The organism is Plantactinospora mayteni (assembly GCF_016862935.1).
GTDB lineage: Bacteria > Actinomycetota > Actinomycetes > Mycobacteriales > Micromonosporaceae > Plantactinospora > Plantactinospora mayteni.
In genome coordinates this window covers 25,057-43,402 of record NZ_BONX01000058.1, presented here as the reverse complement: position 1 = coordinate 43,402, position 18,346 = coordinate 25,057, and the positions used below count along the sequence as shown (strand labels likewise).

Annotated in this window: 17 protein-coding genes and 1 pseudogene; 11 read left to right on the top strand and 7 right to left on the bottom strand. The window is 71.8% G+C overall.

Features of this window, described 5'->3' with window-relative positions; all coding sequences use genetic code 11:
• Window positions 1-133: 133 nt before the first annotated feature.
• Window positions 134-1,336, top strand: coding sequence for a dephospho-CoA kinase (gene coaE, locus Pma05_RS36765; protein ID WP_203862136.1), 1,203 nt, complete (start codon window positions 134-136; stop codon window positions 1,334-1,336).
• Window positions 1,337-1,701: 365 nt separating this feature from the next.
• A complete protein-coding gene (gene uvrB / locus Pma05_RS36760) occupies window positions 1,702-3,813 on the top strand; it encodes an excinuclease ABC subunit UvrB (protein ID WP_203862135.1) in 2,112 nt (703 codons plus the stop codon).
• A gap of 34 nt (window positions 3,814-3,847) precedes the next feature.
• Here uvrB and Pma05_RS36755 read toward each other — a convergent pair whose 3' ends face one another.
• Window positions 3,848-4,627, bottom strand: coding sequence for an SDR family oxidoreductase (locus tag Pma05_RS36755; RefSeq protein ID WP_203862134.1), 780 nt, complete (start codon window positions 4,625-4,627; stop codon window positions 3,848-3,850).
• Between the two features lie 42 nt (window positions 4,628-4,669).
• On the opposite strand from Pma05_RS36755, the gene Pma05_RS36750 reads away from it, so the two are divergent.
• From Pma05_RS36750 to Pma05_RS36740, 3 genes are read left to right on the top strand one after another with little or no spacing between them, the layout of a single operon-like run.
• Entirely contained in the window at window positions 4,670-5,446 is a 777-nt protein-coding gene (locus tag Pma05_RS36750) for an STM4015 family protein (RefSeq protein ID WP_203862159.1), read from the top strand.
• Window positions 5,447-5,462: 16 nt separating this feature from the next.
• The gene (locus tag Pma05_RS36745; protein WP_203862133.1) at window positions 5,463-5,960 is read left to right on the top strand and encodes a hypothetical protein; all 498 of its coding nucleotides are present in this window, start codon (window positions 5,463-5,465) and stop codon (window positions 5,958-5,960) included.
• Window positions 5,957-6,793, top strand: coding sequence for an STM4013/SEN3800 family hydrolase (locus Pma05_RS36740; protein ID WP_203862132.1), 837 nt, complete (start codon window positions 5,957-5,959; stop codon window positions 6,791-6,793). Before Pma05_RS36745 ends, Pma05_RS36740 begins: the two co-directional genes overlap by 4 nt.
• 417 nt (window positions 6,794-7,210) lie before the next feature.
• Here Pma05_RS36740 and Pma05_RS36735 read toward each other — a convergent pair whose 3' ends face one another.
• Complete coding sequence (locus Pma05_RS36735) at window positions 7,211-7,441, bottom strand: hypothetical protein (RefSeq protein WP_203862131.1); 231 nt, start codon at window positions 7,439-7,441, stop codon at window positions 7,211-7,213.
• Window positions 7,442-7,449: 8 nt separating this feature from the next.
• Between Pma05_RS36735 and Pma05_RS44190 the strand changes: the two are divergent.
• The 3 genes and pseudogenes from Pma05_RS44190 to Pma05_RS36725 all read left to right on the top strand — a co-directional run.
• Window positions 7,450-7,500: pseudogene (locus tag Pma05_RS44190) on the top strand (hypothetical protein); the annotation flags it as partial.
• A gap of 139 nt (window positions 7,501-7,639) precedes the next feature.
• Window positions 7,640-9,070, top strand: a complete 1,431-nt coding sequence (locus tag Pma05_RS36730; RefSeq protein ID WP_239313875.1) for an RNA-guided endonuclease InsQ/TnpB family protein — start codon at window positions 7,640-7,642, stop codon at window positions 9,068-9,070.
• A 29-nt stretch (window positions 9,071-9,099) separates the two neighbouring features.
• The gene (locus tag Pma05_RS36725; protein WP_372441618.1) at window positions 9,100-9,273 is read left to right on the top strand and encodes a DUF397 domain-containing protein; all 174 of its coding nucleotides are present in this window, start codon (window positions 9,100-9,102) and stop codon (window positions 9,271-9,273) included.
• A gap of 410 nt (window positions 9,274-9,683) precedes the next feature.
• Here Pma05_RS36725 and Pma05_RS36720 read toward each other — a convergent pair whose 3' ends face one another.
• Window positions 9,684-9,983, bottom strand: a complete 300-nt coding sequence (locus tag Pma05_RS36720; protein WP_203862128.1) for an antibiotic biosynthesis monooxygenase family protein — start codon at window positions 9,981-9,983, stop codon at window positions 9,684-9,686.
• A gap of 106 nt (window positions 9,984-10,089) precedes the next feature.
• Here Pma05_RS36720 and pnuC point away from each other — a divergent pair, with 106 nt between their 5' ends.
• The 3 genes from pnuC to Pma05_RS36705 all read left to right on the top strand — a co-directional run bounded on the left by pnuC (window position 10,090) and on the right by Pma05_RS36705 (window position 13,315).
• A complete protein-coding gene (gene pnuC / locus Pma05_RS36715) occupies window positions 10,090-10,749 on the top strand; it encodes a nicotinamide riboside transporter PnuC (RefSeq protein ID WP_203862127.1) in 660 nt (219 codons plus the stop codon).
• Complete coding sequence (locus Pma05_RS36710) at window positions 10,746-12,020, top strand: AAA family ATPase (RefSeq protein ID WP_239313863.1); 1,275 nt, start codon at window positions 10,746-10,748, stop codon at window positions 12,018-12,020. The genes pnuC and Pma05_RS36710 overlap by 4 nt, the downstream gene beginning before the upstream one ends.
• A gap of 296 nt (window positions 12,021-12,316) precedes the next feature.
• On the top strand, window positions 12,317-13,315 hold the full coding sequence (locus tag Pma05_RS36705) for a TerC family protein (protein WP_203862126.1): 999 nt from the start codon (window positions 12,317-12,319) through the stop codon (window positions 13,313-13,315).
• Between the two features lie 21 nt (window positions 13,316-13,336).
• On the opposite strand, the gene Pma05_RS36700 is transcribed toward Pma05_RS36705, so the two are convergent.
• From Pma05_RS36700 to typA, 4 genes are all read right to left on the bottom strand, one after another.
• Window positions 13,337-14,263 carry a C40 family peptidase gene (locus Pma05_RS36700; protein WP_203862125.1) on the bottom strand — a complete coding sequence of 309 codons (927 nt, stop codon included), beginning with the start codon at window positions 14,261-14,263 and terminating at the stop codon, window positions 13,337-13,339.
• Window positions 14,264-14,401: 138 nt separating this feature from the next.
• A complete protein-coding gene (locus Pma05_RS36695; protein ID WP_203862124.1) occupies window positions 14,402-15,496 on the bottom strand; it encodes a mandelate racemase/muconate lactonizing enzyme family protein in 1,095 nt (364 codons plus the stop codon).
• Window positions 15,497-15,520: 24 nt separating this feature from the next.
• On the bottom strand, window positions 15,521-16,381 hold the full coding sequence (locus Pma05_RS36690; protein ID WP_203862123.1) for a serine hydrolase: 861 nt from the start codon (window positions 16,379-16,381) through the stop codon (window positions 15,521-15,523).
• 21 nt (window positions 16,382-16,402) lie between these two features.
• Window positions 16,403-18,271 carry a translational GTPase TypA gene (gene typA / locus Pma05_RS36685; RefSeq protein ID WP_203862122.1) on the bottom strand — a complete coding sequence of 623 codons (1,869 nt, stop codon included), beginning with the start codon at window positions 18,269-18,271 and terminating at the stop codon, window positions 16,403-16,405.
• Window positions 18,272-18,346 lie beyond the last annotated feature (75 nt).

Below are 18,346 nucleotides of genomic sequence, written 5' to 3'. Positions count from 1 at the left end.
ACCGCCGAGGGCGGCTCTACTGCCGAGGGCGGCTCCTCTACTGCCGGGGGCGGCTCTACCGCCGGGGCGGCCCGAACGGGTCGCGGGATCCGAAGATCTTGGCGGGGGGCCGCCGATCGGGTTGACTGGACCGGTGCTGAAGGTCGGACTCACCGGTGGGATCGGGTCGGGGAAGAGCGTCGTGGCGGCCCGGCTGGCCGGCCTCGGTGCGGTGGTGGTCGACTCCGACCGGATCGCCCGGGAGGTGGTCGCGCCCGGTACCGACGGGTTGCGGGAGGTGGTGGCCGAGTTCGGCGCCCGGGTGTGCGCGGCGGACGGCAGCCTGGACCGGACGGCGCTCGGCGAGATCGTCTTCGCCGACCCGTCGGCGCGAGCCAGGCTGGAGGCGATCATCCATCCCCGGGTACGCCGGCGCAGCGCCGAACTGGTCCACGGTGCGGCTCCGGACGCGATCGTGGTCAACGACGTACCGCTGCTGGTCGAGGTGGGGCTCGCCCCGACGTACCACCTGGTGCTGGTGGTGCGGGCCACCGAGGCGACCCGGGTCGGGCGGCTGGTCCGGGACCGTGGGATGACCGCCGAGCAGGCGACGCAGCGGATCCGGGCCCAGGCCGACGACGAGCGGCGGGCGGCTGCCGCCGACGTACTGCTGGACAACGACGGTGAGCTGGCTGAGCTGCACGCCGTGGTGGACGCGCTGTGGCGGGACCGGCTGACGCCGTACGAACGGAACGTCCGGGAGCGCCGGCCGGTACGGGCGACCGAGGCGCGACTGGTCGAGCCCGATCCGAGCTGGCCGGCCCAGTACCGTCGGCTGGCCGCCCGGATCCGGCACGCCGCCGCCCCGGCCGAGGTACGCGTCGACCACATCGGGTCGACCTCGGTGCCCGGGTTGGTGGCCAAGGACATCGTCGACCTCCAGTTGGGCGTCGCCTCGCTGGCCGAGGCCGACGAACTGGCCGACCGGCTCGCCGACGCCGGGTTCCCGCGCTGTCCCGGGCGGTGGTGGGACAACGCGCGCTATCCGGGCGACACCGCCCGGTGGGAGAAGCGGCTGCACGGCGGCGCGGACCCGGGCCGGCTGGTCAACCTGCACGTCCGGGAGATCGGCTCGCCCGGCTGGCGCTTCGCCCTGCTGATGCGCGACCACCTGCGGGCCGACCCGGAGCGCCGGGCCGACTACCTGGCCGTGAAACGGCGGCTGGCGGCGGCCGGCCCGGATCTCGACGCCTACGCCGAGGCGAAGGAGCCGTGGTTCGACCTGGAGCACGGATATGCCGAGGAGTGGGCGGCGGCCGGTGCCTGGCGGCCGGCGCCACCGGAGGAGGGGACGTAGGCGCACCGGAGGGCCGCAGGTCGAGAAGCAGTGCGGACAGGGGCGGGCGGCGACGGCGCGATGGGTGGCCGGAGAAGGGACGGGCGGCCGGGGAAGGGACGCAAAGGGCGCTCGCGGCGGCCGGTCTGCGCCTTCGCGCGACCACATCGGTGCGCTCGCCGGCCTTGGCCGGGGCTGCAACCCCTGCGCCGGATGCGACACAGCCGGTGTGGCGGCTTGGTGTCGCAGACCCGGTCGGCCGCCGCGAGCGGCCTACCCTAGAACGGTAGCGCGGTGATCTTTTACACACAATGACGATATCGAAGCCGATCGTGTACCCACCGTGGCCCGGCGGCTTGTCACACCGTCGGCGTACGGTTGAGGTCATGGCGCTCGACATTCCGCGGCTCGACGGCCGCTTCCAGGTGATCTCCGAGTTCCAGCCCTCGGGTGACCAGCCGACCGCCATCGACGAGCTGGAGCGGCGGGTGCGCCGGGGCGAGCGGCACAACGTGCTGCTCGGCGCCACCGGCACCGGCAAGAGCGCGACCGCCGCCTGGCTGATCGAGCGGATGCAGCGCCCCACCCTGGTGCTGGCACCCAACAAGACCCTCTGCGCCCAGCTCGCCAAGGAGTTCAGCGAGCTGCTGCCGAACAACGCCGTCGAATACTTCGTCTCCTACTACGACTACTACCAGCCCGAGGCCTACATCCCGCAGACCGACACCTACATCGAGAAGGACTCCTCGGTCAACGAGGAGGTCGAGCGGCTGCGGCACGCGACCACGATGTCCCTGCTGACCCGCCGGGACGTGGTGGTGGTCGCCACCGTGTCGGCGATCTACGGCCTGGGCACCCCGCAGGAATACCTGGACCGGTCGGTGCGGATCCACGTCGGCCAGGAGGTCGAACGGGACAAGCTGCTCCGCCGGCTGGTCGACGTGCAATACACCCGCAACGACATGGCGTTCAACCGGGGCACCTTCCGGGTCCGGGGCGACACGCTGGAGATCATTCCGGCGTACGAGGAGCTGGCGCTCCGGATCGAGTTCTTCGGCGACGAGGTGGAGAAGCTCTACTACCTGCACCCGCTGACCGGCGAGGTGGTCCGCGAGGTCGACCACCTGTTGATCTTCCCGGCCACCCACTACACGGCCGGGCCGGAACGGATGGAGCGGGCGCTCGCCGGCATCGAGGCAGAGTTGGCCGAGCGGCTGGCCGAGCTGGAGCGGCAGGGCAAGCTGCTGGAGGCGCAGCGGCTGCGGATGCGTACCAGCTACGACGTGGAGATGATGCGCCAGGTCGGCTTCTGCTCCGGCATCGAGAACTACTCGATGCACATCGACGGCCGGTCGCCGGGCAGCGCGCCGCACTGTCTGCTGGACTACTTCCCCGACGACTACCTGACCGTGGTCGACGAGTCGCACGTCACCATCCCGCAGATCGGCGGCATGTACGAGGGCGACGCCTCCCGCAAACGGATGCTGATCGACCACGGTTTCCGGCTGCCCAGCGCCGCCGACAACCGGCCGCTGCGCTTCGACGAGTTCCTGGACCGGGTCGGCCAGATGGTCTTCCTCTCCGCCACCCCCGGCCCGTGGGAGCTGGAGCAGGCCCAGGGCGAGGTGGTCGAGCAGGTGATCCGACCGACCGGCCTGGTCGACCCCGAGGTGGTGGTCAAGCCCACCAAGGGGCAGATCGACGACCTGATGCACGAGATCAAGCTGCGTACCGAGCGGGACGAGCGGGTCCTGGTCACCACGCTGACCAAGAAGATGGCCGAGGACCTCTCCGACTACCTGTTGGAGCACGGCATCCGGGTCCGCTACCTGCACTCCGAGGTCGACACGCTGCGCCGGGTGGAGCTGCTGCGCGAGCTGCGCAAGGGCGACTACGACGTCCTCGTCGGGATCAACCTGCTCCGGGAGGGGCTGGACCTGCCCGAGGTGTCGCTGGTGGCGATCCTCGACGCCGACAAGGAGGGCTTCCTGCGCAGCGGCCGGTCGCTGATCCAGACCATCGGCCGGGCCGCCCGGAACGTCTCCGGGCAGGTGCACATGTACGCCGACAAGATGACCCCGTCGATGGCCGAGGCGATCGAGGAGACCAACCGGCGCCGGGCCAAGCAGGTCGCGCACAACGAGGCGAACGGGATCAGCCCGGAGCCGCTGCGCAAGAAGATCCACGACATCCTGGACGACATCTACCGGGAGGCCGAGGACACCGAGGGGGCCACCACCCGGGTCGGCGGCGCGGTGCGGCAGATGTCCCGGGGCAAGGCGCCGACGCCGGAGACCCGCAGCCGGGGCCGGATCGGTGCCGCGCCGGCCCGCGAGGGGATGGCCCGGGCCGAGCTGGCCCAGCTCATCCAGGAACTCAACGACCAGATGCTCGCCGCCGCCCGCGAGTTGCAGTTCGAGCTGGCCGCCCGGATCCGTGACGAGGTCTCCGAGCTGAAGAAGGAACTGCGCGGCATGGACGCGGCCGGGGTCAACTGACCCGGAGGCCGGGTCGCGGCCGGCCGGGCGTGACTCAGGTGTACCGGTTGAAGCCGCCCTCGGAGTCGATCACCTGGCCGGTGATCCAGCGCCCGTCCCGCGAGCAGAGCCACTCGACGAGTCGGGCGGCGTCGTCCGGCCGGCCCCACTCGCCACCCGGAAACAGTTGACCGACCGCCGCCAGGGTTGCCGGCGAGGCGTACCCGGTGTCGGTGGGGCCGGGGTTGACGCAGTTCACCGTGATGCCCCTCGGGATCAGCAGTGGACTCAACTGCCGGGTCAGGTTCTCCACCCCGGCCTTGCTGGCCGCGTACGCCAGCTCGCCGGGCATCGGGCCGAGTCGTTGTCCGCTGGAGAAGAGCACCAGCCGGCCTCCGGAGCCGGCGTCGAAGGCCGCCGCGAACGCCTCGGCCAGCAGCAGGGTCGCCCGCACGTTGACGACGAGGTGCCGGTCGATCTCGTCCGCGTCGAGCTTGCCCAGCGGGGTGTGTGTCGAGTAGGCGTGCGTCGCGACCAGCACGTCGAGGCGGCCGTGGGTGCGTACCGCCGTCTCGACCAGTTCGGCGGGGGCGGTCGGCGAGGTCAGGTCGGCGGCCCGGTACCGGGCCACGTCAGGGTCACCGGTCACCTGTGCCAGCTCGGCGAGCAGCCCGGGGACGCCGTCGGGATCGCCGCCGTACGGCTGCGCCTCGTCGTACCCGGGCAGGCCGGTCAGTTGTAGACGGTAGCCGGCGGCGGCGAAGCGCCGGGCGAGCGCGGCGGCGATCCCGATCCGGCGGCTGACCCCGGTTATCAACGCGACGCGTTCCTCCATGTCGCAGAGTCAACCCGATCCACCCGGTCCCGGCCAGCGGGAATCGCCGCGGAACGGCCGGCACGACGGGCGGTACGGCTGTGTCCGGTCGTCGGCGACTGGGGCGAGGCGTACGCGGAAGCCGCCCCCGTCGAGCTGCTGGCCGGACTGGCGCCGCGACTGAGCGGGTTGACGGCGCTGTTCATGGGCGAGATGGTGATGGAGCAGTCGGAGATCTCCTGGATCACCCAGGCCGACCCGGCCCCGCTGTTGGCGGCGTACCCGGGACTGGAGGTTCTGCGCATCCGGGGCGCGACCGAAGGGCTGACCCTCACCCCGACCCGGCACACCGCGCTGCGTGAGTTGGCGATCGAGGCCGGTGGCCTGCCCGGGCACGTGGTCCGCGCGATCGTCGAGTGTGATCTGCCGGCGCTGGCGCACCTGGAGCTGTGGCTCGGCACCGACCAGTACGGCGGGGACGCCACTGTGGTGGATCTGGCGCCGATTCTGGGTGGGGCGCGGTTGCCGTCGTTGGTGTCGTTGGGTTTGCGTAATGCGGAGATCGCGGATCAGGTGGCGGCGGCGGTGGCGGGTGCGCCGGTGGTGGCGCGGTTGCGGGAGTTGGATCTGTCGTTGGGGGTTCTGTCGGATGAGGGGGCGGCGGCGTTGTTGGCGGGGCAGCCGTTGACGCATCTGCGCCGGCTCGATCCGCATCACCACTATCTCAGCGGCGAGTTGGCCGATCGGCTCGTGGCCGAGTTGCCCGGCGTCGAGGTGGACCTCTCCGACGTGCAACGCGCCGACCGGGACGGTGACCGGTACGTGGCCGTCGACGAGTGACTGGCATGATCGACGGATGACTGGCAGGGCCCCGCTGGTGGTCGTCGGCAACCCGGAGAACCGTCGGGTGACGCTGTTCCGGGCCGCCGCCGAGGTGAACGCCTTCGGTGACCTGCTGCCGGGCCTCTCCGACCCGGCCGGCCGGGACAGTTACGCGGCCGAGTTGCACGCGCTGCGGACCGGCCGGTTCGACCGGTGGCGGGCCGCCGCGCCGAACCTGCTGGAGTCGCTTGCCGATCCGGAGTCGACGACAGGACTCGGCACCGCAGCCGAGCCGGCATCGGCGGTGGCGGTCGCGGTGGCGGTGGTGGCGGCGGCGCCTACAGCGGCAGTGGAGTCGATGCCCGATCCAGAGTCGACGGTCAGGCTCGGCACGGCAGTCGCGTCGGCGTCGACGGTGGCGGCGGAATCGACAGCCGGGCCTGCCAGGTGGGGGCCCCAGCGAGCGGGCGACGCTGGCACCGGGCGGCATGAGAACCCGGGACGTGACAGAAAGGTGGGTAGGGCAGCATGAAGGAGCTAATTGGCAGCCACGACCTGTTGTTCGTCACCCTGGACACACTCCGCCACGACGTGGCCGAGGAGTTGGCCGCGGCCGGGCGTACGCCGAACCTGGTCCGCGCGTTGCCGGGTGGGCTCTGGGAGCGCCGGCACAGTCCGGCCAGCTTCACGTACGCGGCGCACCAGGCGTTCTTCGCCGGTTTCCTGCCCACACCGACCACACCCGGCCAGCACACCCGACTCTTCGCGGCGGCCTTCCCGGGCAGCGAGACCACCGGTGAGCAGACCTGGGCCTTCGACGCCCCGGACGTGGTACGCGCACTCGCCGGGGCCGGCTACCACACCGTCTGCGTCGGCGGGGTCGGCTTCTTCAACGGCAAGTCCCCGCTGGGTGGCGTGCTGCCGGCCCTCTTCGCCGAGGCGCACTGGGAGCCGGAGTTCGGCGTCTCCGCACCGCGCTGTTTCGAGGCGCAGCTCGACCGGATCGCCACCGTGCTGCCGACGGTGCCGGAGGAGCGGCCCCTCTTCCTCTTCGTCAACGTCGCCGCGATCCACCAGCCGAACCGGCACTACCTGTCCGGCGCCGACCGGGACACCCGGGAGAGTCACGCCGCCGCGCTGGAGTACGTCGACCGGCACATCGGGCGGCTCTTCGCCCTGGCCACCTCCCGGGATCGGCCCTGCCTGGTGCTGCTCTGCTCCGACCACGGCACGGCGTACGGCGAGGAGGGGCACAGCGGTCACCGGCACGGTCACGAGGTGGTGTGGACGGTGCCGTACGGGCAGTTCGTCCTCGAACCGGGCGACTGGGGCAAGCCCGGCGACTGGCCCGGGGCGGAACAGTGAACGTTCTTCCACCTGAACCGTGCGGCGGATGCGCGCCGACTTCCATCTGCGGCGAAGCCGGACCGCGAGGGGAGGGGGAAAGGTGCGGTCGGGGTGACCGGCTCGCTGGACGGGTCGCCGTTCCAGGGCTATCTGTACGCGTACCCGCACAAGACGGCGTACCGGCCGCTGCGTCCGCGCCCGGCGCTGCGCGAGGTCTGGGCGGGGGAGCGGCGGGACGCCCTCTTCCGCTACCTGCACGTGCCGTTCTGCGAGATGCGCTGCGGCTTCTGCAACCTGTTCCGCCGCTCGAACCCGCCCGCCGAGCAGGTACGCGGCTATCTCGACCAGGTGGCCCGGCAGGCCGAGCGGGTCCGGGAGGCGCTCGGCGACGGCGTCGGGTACGCCCCGGGTGGCGGTCGGCGGCGGCACCCCGACCTATCTGGACGCGGCCGAGTTGACCGCGATGTTCGACCTGCTCGCCGGCTTCGGTGCCCGGTTCGGGGCGGTGCCGATGGCGGTGGAGAACGCGCCGACCACCGCCACCGTCGGCAGGTGCCGATGCCGGATACGGCAGAGCAGCTCGACGGAGTGCTGGAGTCCGGCGAACTCGTGCAGAAGTTGGCTGCCAAAGCGCGGAAGAGGGGGCGCCGGAGTGGTTCCAGCCATGGCCGGAGATCGAACGCGAAGCTTCGTCACTGCGATGGCGTGAGCCCAACTTCGTTCCCGGCTTACTTCAGACCGAGGCGTACGCGGGCCGTCCTGCGAGCCGGACTGCTCAACGGGGACCAGGCCGACGAGCAGCTAGTGCGGTGGCCAGTAGCGTTCGCCTGGTTTCTGTCGTACCCGTCGGGTTGGCTTTGGGTCATGCCTCGTCGTCGGGATCCGGCCGCTCCTGTGGTGGTGTATCGGACTGCGCGGGTGGGGTTGCGGTTGACGGTCGGTCAGCGGCGGCGGTGTTTTGGTCTGCTCCGGTCGGCGGGGGATGTGTGGGCGTGTGTGTTGGAGGTGAACGCGTGGCGTCGGGTCCGTCGGGATGCGCCGTTGGTGGGTTATCAGGAGTTGTGTCGGGAGTTGGCGGCTGCCGGTCCGGGGACGTTCGGGGATCTGGACTCCACGGGTGCCCGGTCGGTGTTGCGGCGGTTCTCCGATGCCTGGTTCGCGGCGGCGAAACGCCGCAGAGATGGTGACGTGTCGGTCCGGTTTCCGCGTCGTCGCCGGTTCCTGATGCCGGTGCGCTGGTATCACGGCACGTTCACCCTCGACGACCGTCGGGTGCGGGTCCCGACCGCCAGGGGCACAGGCCCGTTGTGGCTACGGCTCGCCCGGCACCTGCCGTACCCGGCCGATCAGGTCCGGTCGGTCACCCTGCTGTCCGAGGCCGGTCGGCTGTTTCTGGACGTGACCGCCGAGGTCCCGATGTCGGAGTATCCGGCCGGTGAGGGTCCGGACCTGGGGCGGGTGGCGGGGGTGGATCTGGGGGTGATCCATCCGTACGCGGTCGCCGGCCCCGGCGGGCAGGCGTTGTTGGTGTCGGGGCGGGCGATCCGGGCCGAACACCGCCAACACCTGTCGGACACGAAGCAGCGCCGCCGTGCAGTCGCCCGCCGAGCACCCGCGAAAGGACAACGCGGGTCACGGCGGTGGCGCCGCTACCGACGCCGGGCCCGTGCGGTGGAGGGCCGGCATCGGCGTCGGGTCCGGCAGGCCCAGCACGAAGCCGCCAAGACCGTGATCGGCTGGGCCGTCACCCACCAAGTCGGTGTACTGCGGGTCGGTGACCCGCGTGGTGTCCTCGACCTCAACGCGGGGCGGCGGCACAACCTGCGGTTGCGGCAGTGGCAGATCGGCCACCTCATCCGCATCCTCCACGACAAGGCCACCCTGGCTGGGATCAGGGTCGACCTGGTCGATGAGCGGGGGACGTCGTCGACCTGTCCGGCCTGCGGCCGGCGGATACCGAAACCCCGGGGCCGGAATCTCACCTGCCGGCACTGCACGTTTGCGGGCCATCGTGACCTGGTCGCGGCGGCCATCATCGCCACCCGCACCCCGGGCGGCGGACCCACCACCCCACACAATCCGGCCGCGACGCCGGTCGGGGTGATCACGCACCGTCGAGCCGGCCGACACCTACCCGGTGCCGGCTGGTCCCGACGTGACCCCCGCCGCCCACCACAACACCACGGACGGCGCGAGGGTCGGTTGGCCAGCGGTGGCCCGCCCCACCAACCACCCGGTGGGGAGTCGCTCGCCGTCACCGGCGAGGATCCACAACACCCACCGGAAACCCGGTGAACGTTAGTGGACACCGCACTATGACCCCCATGTGGCGGAAGTCGACCCGCAGCAATACGAACGGCGGCGCGTGCGTCGAGGTCGCCGCCAATCTTCCCGGCCGGGTGCTCGTCCGGGACACCAAGGACCGTGACGGCGGAACGTTGGCCTTCGGCCCGGCCGCGTGGCAGGCGTTCGTCAGTCTGGCAAAGCAGCACGGCTGACGGCTCCACGGGAGCCGCACAACGACAAGAGCCCCGGCCCTCGCAGCAGGGTCCGGGGCTTGTCGTCCTCCTACAGAGCTTCAGAAACGAGGGACCGCCCGAGCCTGCGGATCTTCGGCGGCGGGTTGGTCGAGCCGGACCGGCAGGCCGCTGCTGCTAAACCGCCGGACCCGGCGGCCCCGAACCCGCCGGGGCCGGCGGAGCCGGGATTCGGGGCGGTCGACGGGACCTTCCCGGTCAACAGGGCAGCGGCCAGCGCGCTCACGCGCGACGGGGACAGCCAGGACGCCTGCCGGACGGCCGACGGCAACGACCAGCATGTCGCCCTGCCGATGCATCCGCCGCCTCCCAGGTACGTCCTCTTTCCGGGACGCTACCGACGACGTACGACAGTTTCGCCGAGTCGGCGCTCAGGCCGACGCCGGTACGTCGGTGAAGTGCTCGACCACCGGCGGGGCGGCGAAGTACGGGCCGATCAGCGAGCGCCAGGTGGTGAACCGGTCGGTGGCCCGGAAGTTCTCCTGGTGTGCCTCGACCGAGTCCCACTCGACCAGCAGCACGAACCGGGACGGCGACTCGATCCCCCGGGTCATCCGGATCGACCGGCATCCGGGTGTGCCGGCCAGCGTCGGGTGACCCTTGGCGTACGCCTCGGCGAACGCCTCCTCCTGACCGGCCACTACCTCGATCAGCGCAACCTCCAGCACCATGATCGCAGCATGGCATGGACGAGCCGGGCCGGTCGATCGGGGTCTACCCGTCCCGCCCGGCGGTACCTACGGTAGGAACTCCGGAAGATCTTGCGGGAGGTGCGCCATGCTCGACTGGCTGACCGGTACGGCGTTCACCGTGGCGGGTACGCCGACCAGCCGGGCCGAACTGCTCGGCTTCGTGACCGGCGTACTCAACGTCTGGCTGCTGGCCCGGCAGAAGATGTGGAACTGGCCGATCGGCATCGCCAACGTGCTGCTGCTGATGGTGCTCTTCTGGACCGCCGGCCTGTACGCCGACGCCGGGCTCCAGATCGTCTACGTCGGACTCGGCCTCTACGGCTGGTGGGCGTGGCTCTTCGGCGGTACCGAGCGGAGTCGCCTGGTGGTCGCCCGGACCGATCGTCGGGAGTGGACAGTGCTGGTCGGCGCCGGTGCGGTACTGACGCTGCTGCTCTGGCTGCTGCTGGACCGGGCGACCGACTCGACCGTGCCGCTGCCGGACGCGGTCACCACCGCGCTCTCCCTGATGGCGACGTACGGCCAGTGCCGCAAGCGGGTGGAGAGCTGGTGGATCTGGATCGCCGCCGACCTGATCTACATCCCGCTCTACGTCTACAAGGGGCTGCACCTCACCGCCGGGCTGTACGCGGTCTTCCTCGGGCTCTGCGTGCTGGGGCTGCGTAACTGGCGGGCCGACCTGCGCCGGCTCTCGGCCCCCGCCGCCCGGCCGGTGGCGCCGGGCCCGGCCCCCGCCACCCCGTGACCGCGCGGAACCCCGGCAACCCTTCCGCCGCCCCGCGGTCCGGGCGGGCGGCGCCGGCGACCACGCGGAACACCGGCAACTTCCCCGCCCCCGCCCGGCCCGCGCGGACGGCGGAGCGGGATCCGACGGCGGAGCGGGATCCGACGGCGGAGCGGGATCCGGCGGAGGGGGCGGCGGCGGATCCGGGGGCGGCGGCGGCTGGCCCGCCGGAGTTCGGGCACGGGCTGGTGGTGGGGAAGTTCTATCCGCCACACGCCGGGCACCACGCGTTGATCGCCGAGGCGGCCCGCCGGTGCGCCGCCGTCACCGTGGTGGTGGCGCCGTCCCGGCGGGAGTCGATCCCGCTGGACCTGCGGCTGGACTGGTTACGTGAGGTGCACGCCGCCGACCGGCACGTCCGGTTCGTCGGCCGGTACGACGACCATCCGGTCGACTACGCCGATCCGGCCGTCTGGGACGCGCACTGTGCGGTGTTCCGGGCGGCGGTCGGACCGGCCCGGGTCGACGCGGTCTTCTCCTCCGAGGCGTACGGCGCGGAGTTGGCCCGCCGGTTCGACGCGGTGGACGTACCCGTGGATCCGGCCCGGGCCGTCGTACCGGTCTCCGGCACGGCGGTCCGGGCCGACCCGGTGGCGCACTGGGCGATGCTCAGCCCGCCGGTCCGGGCCTGGTTCGTCCGCCGGATCGTGGTGGTGGGCGCCGAGTCCACCGGTACCACCACGGTCGCCGAGGCGCTGGCCGGGCACTACCGCACCCGCTGGGTACCGGAGTACGGCCGGGAACTCACCGTGGCCAAGCTGGCCCGGCTGCGGCGTACCGAGCCCGGTGCGACGATCTTCGACGTCGAGTGGGACCGGGCCGACTTCGAGACGGTGGTCCGGGAGCAGCAGGCCGCCGAGGACGCCGCCGCCCGGCGGAGCGGACCGCTGCTGTTCTGCGACACCGACGCCCGGGCCACCGCGGTCTGGGAGGAGCGGTATCTCGGCTCGACCTCGCCCCGGGTGCGGGCCGCCGCCCGTCGACCCGATCTCTATCTGCTGACCGACCACCACGGGGTGCCGTTCACCGACGACGGACTGCGGGACGGGGCGCACCTGCGCGGCTGGATGACCGAGCGGTTTCGCACGGTGTTGGCCGACTCGGGGGTACCCGTGATCGAACTCACCGGCCCGCTTCCGGACCGGCTGCGTACGGCGATCCTGGCCTGCGACCGGGTGCTGGCGGCGGGTTGGCCCCTCGCCGACCCGCTGGTGCCCCGACCTAGCCCCTAGGTTCCTAGGATGATTAGCGGTGGTGGTCGCGAGCATCTCGGACAGGGGGAGATGCGCAACGGGCGGGGAATGGTGAACAATGGCTCTGTAGGAGGGGAGTATTCCTTCGCGACGGTGTCGTCAACACGGTCGTCGGCCGGCAGACCGGCACGATGACCCGGCACCGTAGGTTGTCGCCGTGGCGGGTCCGCACGGCGATGGCGGAAGAGACCTCCGACAGTCACCATCGTCTACACCGCCCGACGCGCGTCATCCACGTGCTGACGGCGGTGCCGCGTGCCTGCCGGAGGAGTGCCTTGAACGTGTCCGCCTGGGTATGGGTCGTCTCGCTGGTCGTACTGACCGCGATCCTGCTACTAGATCTCGTGATCATCGGCCGGCGACCGCACGAGCCGAGCCTGAAGGAGTCCGGCCTCTGGGTCGCCTTCTACGTGATCCTCGCCATCGTCTTCGGAGCCGGCCTGGCCCTGACCACCAATTTCACCGTGGCCGGGGAGTTCTACACCGGTTGGCTCACCGAGTACAGCCTCTCGGTGGACAACCTCTTCGTGTTCGTGATCATCATGTCGAGGTTCGGCGTGCCTCGGCAGTACCAGCAGAAGGTGCTGCTGATCGGCATCGTGCTGGCGCTGGTGATGCGCGGTGGCTTCATCGCGGCCGGCGCGGCCCTGATCAACCAGTTCTCCTGGGTCTTCTACATCTTCGGTGCCTTCCTCATCTACACGGCGATCAACTTCTTCCGCCAGGGTGAGCCGGACGAGGAGGACTTCAAGGAGAACCTGCTGATCCGCTGGAGCCGGCGAGCCCTGCCGGTCTCCCGGGACTTCGCCGGCACCCGGCTCACCGTGCAGGAGAACGGCCGCCGGCTCTTCACCCCGATGCTGATCGTGCTGATCGCGATCGGCACCACCGACCTGATCTTCGCGCTCGACTCGATCCCGGCGATCTTCGGGATCACCCAGGAGCCGTACCTGGTCTTCACGGCCAACGTCTTTGCGCTGATGGGGCTGCGGCAGCTCTACTTCCTGCTCGGCGGGCTGCTCAACCGGCTGGTCTACCTCAACATCGGGCTCGCCGTGGTGCTCGGCTTCATCGGCGTCAAGCTGGTGCTGGAGGCACTGGCCGGGAACAACCTGCCGTTCCTCAACGGTGGCGACCCGGTCGGTTGGGCGCCGCACATCCCGATCTGGCTCTCCCTCACGGTCATCCTGGGCACTCTGGCGGTCGCGACCGTGGCCAGCCTGATCAAGTCCGGCCGGGATCGTCGATCAGCCGAGAAGGTGCCGGTCGCCTGAGGTAACCACCGCAGCGGCGGGTCAGGGAGTGACCCGGTGTGCGCCGACCAGGGTAGCGGTCCGGTCGGCGGGCATCGGTTCCTCCAGGACCCGCCGCTTGGTGTAGCAGGCGTGCAGCATCCGCCGGCCGCCGTCCGGCCCGGGTCGGGCGGTGACGATCCCGATGTGGTGGACCGGTCGGCCGGGCCGGGCGAAGAAGTAGAGGTCGCCGGGGCGTTCCGCGCCGAGCGGTACCGGGGCGGTCGCCGCCGCCTGGTCGTCGGCGTCCCTGGGCAGGCGTACGCCAAAGCGCCGCCAGGCCAGGTGCACGAGGCCGGAGCAGTCGATGCCGTACGCCGAGACACCGCCCCAGAGATAGACCACGTCCCGCAGCCGGCTGGCCACCGTGAGCACCTCGGTCGCGCTGGGCGGCCGGCTCGGCGCCGGGGCGAGGTGGGTGTCGGGTGCCCAGAGCGGCTGCCCGTGGTCGGGGACCCGGACCGGCCGCCAGCCGGCGCGGGCCGGTCCCGCGCTGGTCAGCCGGGTGCCGAGGATGACGCCGGGCAGCATCACCGCGCCGGACGGTGCGTCGTACAGCCGGGTGACCGTCGCCGCGACGACCAGGTCCGGCGGCGCCGGGGCCGGCTCGGCGGGCTCGGCGAGCTGTTCGCGCGGGAGCCAGCCCGGATAACCCCGAGGGTCGAGCCTGGCCGCCGGCTGCTCCACCGCGACGACCCGGACCCAGCCGTCCGGCCGGACCTCCTCGACCAGCACCCGCTCGCCGAGCAGGAGCTGACTGAGCACGCAGTCGCCGACCCGCTGGTCGGCGGTCATCCGGGAAATCCAGCCGGCGATGTCGGTCCGGCGGGACAGCGCCGGTCCGTCCACCGGGCGGACGGCCTCGGGCCGCGCCCACAGGGTGGCGACGGCGACCCGGACAACGGCCTCGTGCCCCGAGCGCAGCACCATGTAAGTACCACCCGTCCTCGCCCGCTCTCGCCCGAACCTTATGAAAGTTAGCGCCACACTGCAAGAAGTGACTGAATGTTGCCTTCACTCTGGCGCGGGGTGGCCGGGTCCGACCGGGCGGCGGGTGGCGGGACGGGGTCAGGGCGTCGGCGGCGGGGTCCGGTGCAGGCCGGCGACGCCGAGGCCGGGAGCGTCGGGCAGCACCACGGCGGCATTCTCGTACCGGATGCCGCCCTGCACCGGCGACCAGGCCAGCCACCAGGCGGCGTCCAGGTCCGGGACGGCGCTGGTGCCGTGGGCGGCGACCAGGCTGGCAGCCGCGCCGAGCCCGATCTGGGTCTCCATCATCGAGCCGACCAGCGTGCCGAGGCCGTGCTCGGCGGCCAGTTCCAGCAGCGTCCGGGCCGGCCCCAGCCCACCGCACTTGGCCAGCTTCACGTTCACCATGTCGGCGGCCCGCCGCTGGATCACCTCGACCAGGTCGCGCAGCCCGTAGACCGACTCGTCGGCCAGGATCGGCACGTCCACCCGGTCGGCCACCCAGGCCAGCCCGGCGACATCCCGGGCGTGCACCGGCTGCTCCACCAACTCCACGTCGAGCCCGGCGTCCTCGATACCGCGGATCACCCGGACCGCCTCCCGGGGCGTCCAGCCCTGGTTGGCGTCGAGCCGGATCCGGGTCTGCGGTCCGGCGGCGGCCCGCACCGCACGGACCCGGGCCAGGTCACCCGCCGCGTCCGTGCCGACCTTCACCTTGAGTACGTCGAAACCGTCGGCGACCCGCTGCTTCGCCGCCCCGGCCAACTCGACCGCGTCCCCGGCCGACAGGGTGACGTCGGTGGGTACCCGCCGGGACGTCCCGCCGAGCAGCCGGACCAGCGGTACGCCGAGCCGCCGGGCCGCCAGGTCGTGCAGGGCGACGTCCACCGCCGCCTTCGCCGCCTCGTTGCCGACCACCGCCCGGCGTACCTCCGCGCACCGGGCCACCAGGTCGTCCGGGTCCCGCCGGGTCAGCAGCGGGGCGAACACCTCCTCGACACACGCCTGCGCACCGCCGATCGAGGCACCCGTCACCCGCCACACCTGCGGCGCCTCGCCGAATCCGGACCGCCCGTCCGCGTCGACCACCTCCACCACGAGGGTCTCTACTGTGGAGGTGCGGCGCAGCGCGGTCACGAACGGGGTGTGCAGCGGAGCGGAGAGCCGGTGGGTGCGTACCGAGGCGATCGACATGGGGGCACCATATCGACCGTCGGATCAGTCGACGGTCCCCAGGCGGTGCCGGGCGGCCCAGACCAGGGCCGAGACCCGGGCGAGCAGCCGACGCGCCTGCTCGTCCCGGTCGTCGCCGGACGGCCCGCCGGCAGCGTCCGGCGGCACACTGGTGCAGACCACCACGGCGTACGGGGGCGCGTCGTCCGGGAAGACGATGCCGGCGCCGTGCCGGATGCCGCGTACCCAGCCGTTCTTGTGTGCGATCCGGGTGCCCGGCGGCAGCCCGGCGGCCAGGTCCTCCCCGCGCTCCTGGCCGAGCAGCACGTCCAGCATCGCGGCACAGGTGCCGGGGGAGGCCAGCCGGGACCGGGCGATCCCGCCGAGCAGCCGGGCCAGGTCGGCGGCGGTGACCTGGTTGTCGAGCCCGGCGTCCCGGGCGGCGAAGTCCTCGATGCCCCGCTGGGTACGGCTGTGCCGGGCACCGCTGTCGGCCCAGACCTCGGCGACGGCGGGCAGCCCGACGTGCCCGAGTACCAGGTTGGTGGCGAGGTTGCTGGACCGGACGATCATCCGTTCGGCGAGCCAGCGCAGCGGTGCGGTGCCGTCGAGCCGGGCCCAGACCGCCTCGTCGTTGTCGTAGTCCGCCGCGCAGGAGAAGCGGCCCGCGCCCGGGCGGGCCGAGTCGAACTCGTTGACCACCGGTACCGGCGCGTCCAGTTCCACCTCACCGGCCTCGGCGACCCGGTGCAGCGCGGCCAGCACGGCCACCTTCATGGTGCTGGCCGCGTAGTGCGGTGCGTCCGGCAGCCGGGTGTACGCGGGCCGGCGGCCGAGCCGACCCGCGTAGACCGAGACGGTACCGGCGACGGCGGCCAGTTCGACCTCGAGCGCGTCCCAGGACATCTGCGCAGCGTACGACCGGACTCAGCCGGCGTGCTTGCGCCGGGCGGCGGCCCGGGCCCGGGACGGTGCGTCCAGCACCACCTTGCGCAGCCGGACCGCCACCGGGGTCACCTCGACGCACTCGTCCTCGCGGCAGAACTCCAGGGCCTGCTCCAGGGAGAGCTTGCGCGGCGGGATCAGCTTCTCGGTCTCCTCACTGGTCGAGGAGCGCATGTTGGTGAGCTTCTTCTCCTTGGTGATGTTGACGTCCATGTCGTCGGAGCGGGAGTTCTCGCCGACCAGCATCCCCTCGTACACCTCGGTGGCCGGCTCGACGAAGAGCGTGCCGCGCTCCTGGAGGTTGAGCATCGCGAACGCGGTCGCCACCCCGGTACGGTCGGCGACCAGCGAACCGGTGTTCCGGGTCCGCAGCTCACCGAACCACGGCTCGTACGACTCGAAGACGTGGTGCAGGATGCCGGTGCCCCGGGTGTCGGTGAGGAACTCGGTGCGGAAGCCGATCAGCCCCCGGGCCGGTACCAGCCACTCCATCCGGATCCAGCCGGTGCCGTGGTTGACGAGCTGCTCCATCCGGCCCTTGCGGGTGGCCAGCAACTGGGTGATCGCGCCGAGGTACTCCTCCGGGGCGTCGATCGTCAGCCGCTCCACCGGCTCGCAGGTCTTCCCGTCGATCTCCCGGGTCACCACCTGCGGCTTGCCGACGGTCAGCTCGTAGGACTCGCGGCGCATCTGCTCGACCAGGATGGCCAGCGCCAGCTCGCCCCGACCCTGCACCTCCCAGGAGTCCGGCCGGTCGGTCGGGAGGACCCGCAGCGAGACGTTGCCGATCAGCTCCCGGTCCAGCCGGTCCTTGACCATCCGGGCGGTGACCTTGGCGCCCTTGACCCGGCCGACCAGCGGCGAGGTGTTGGTGCCGATGGTCATCGAGATCGCCGGCTCGTCGACGGTGATCGGCGGCAGCGGCCGGGGATCCTCCAGGTCGGCCAGGGTCTCGCCGATCATGATCTCCGGGATGCCGGCGACCGCGATGATGTCGCCCGGCCCGGCCGAGGTGGCCGGCTTGCGCTCCAGCCCCTCGGTCATCAGCAGTTCGGAGACCCGGACCCGCTCCACGGTGCCGTCGGTGCGGCACCAGGCCACGGTCTCGCCCTTGGTCACGGTGCCCTGGCGGATCCGGCACAGCGCCAGCCGGCCGAGGAACGGCGAGGCGTCGAGGTTGGTGACGTGCGCCTGCAACGGCGCGGACTCGTCGTAGGCCGGCGGCGGGATGGTGTCCAGCAGACTGCGGAACAGCGGCTCCAGCGAGCTGCTGTCGGTCGGCACGGTGCCGTCGGCGGGCTGGGTCAGCGAGGCGATGCCGTCCCGGGCGCAGGCGTAGATGATCGGGAAGTCGATCTGCTCGGCGTCCGCGTCCAGGTCCAGGAAGAGTTCGTACGTGTCGTCGACCACCTCCTTGATCCGGGCGTCCGGCCGGTCCACCTTGTTGATCACGAGGATGATCGGCATCCGGGCCTGGAGCGCCTTGCGGAGTACGAACCGGGTCTGCGGCAGCGGGCCCTCGCTGGCGTCCACCAGCAGCAGTACCCCGTCGACCATGGTCAGCCCGCGTTCCACCTCGCCGCCGAAGTCGGCGTGCCCGGGGGTGTCGATGATGTTGATGGTGACCGGGTCCGAACCGTCCGCCGGCAGGTAGCGCACGGCGGTGTTCTTGGCCAGGATGGTGATGCCCTTCTCCCGCTCCAGGTCCATGGAGTCCATCACCCGGTCGGCGGGCTCGGCCCGGGCGGAGAACGCGCCGGACTGCCGCAGCATGGCGTCGACCAGGGTGGTCTTGCCGTGGTCGACGTGGGCGATGATTGCGACGTTACGAAGGTCCCCGCGGGTCTGCATGCCCTCCATCCTCCCGCCTGCGGGATCCGGGCCGGCGTCCGGGTTCCCCCTGAGGTAACCCCGCTCTCGGCGGGA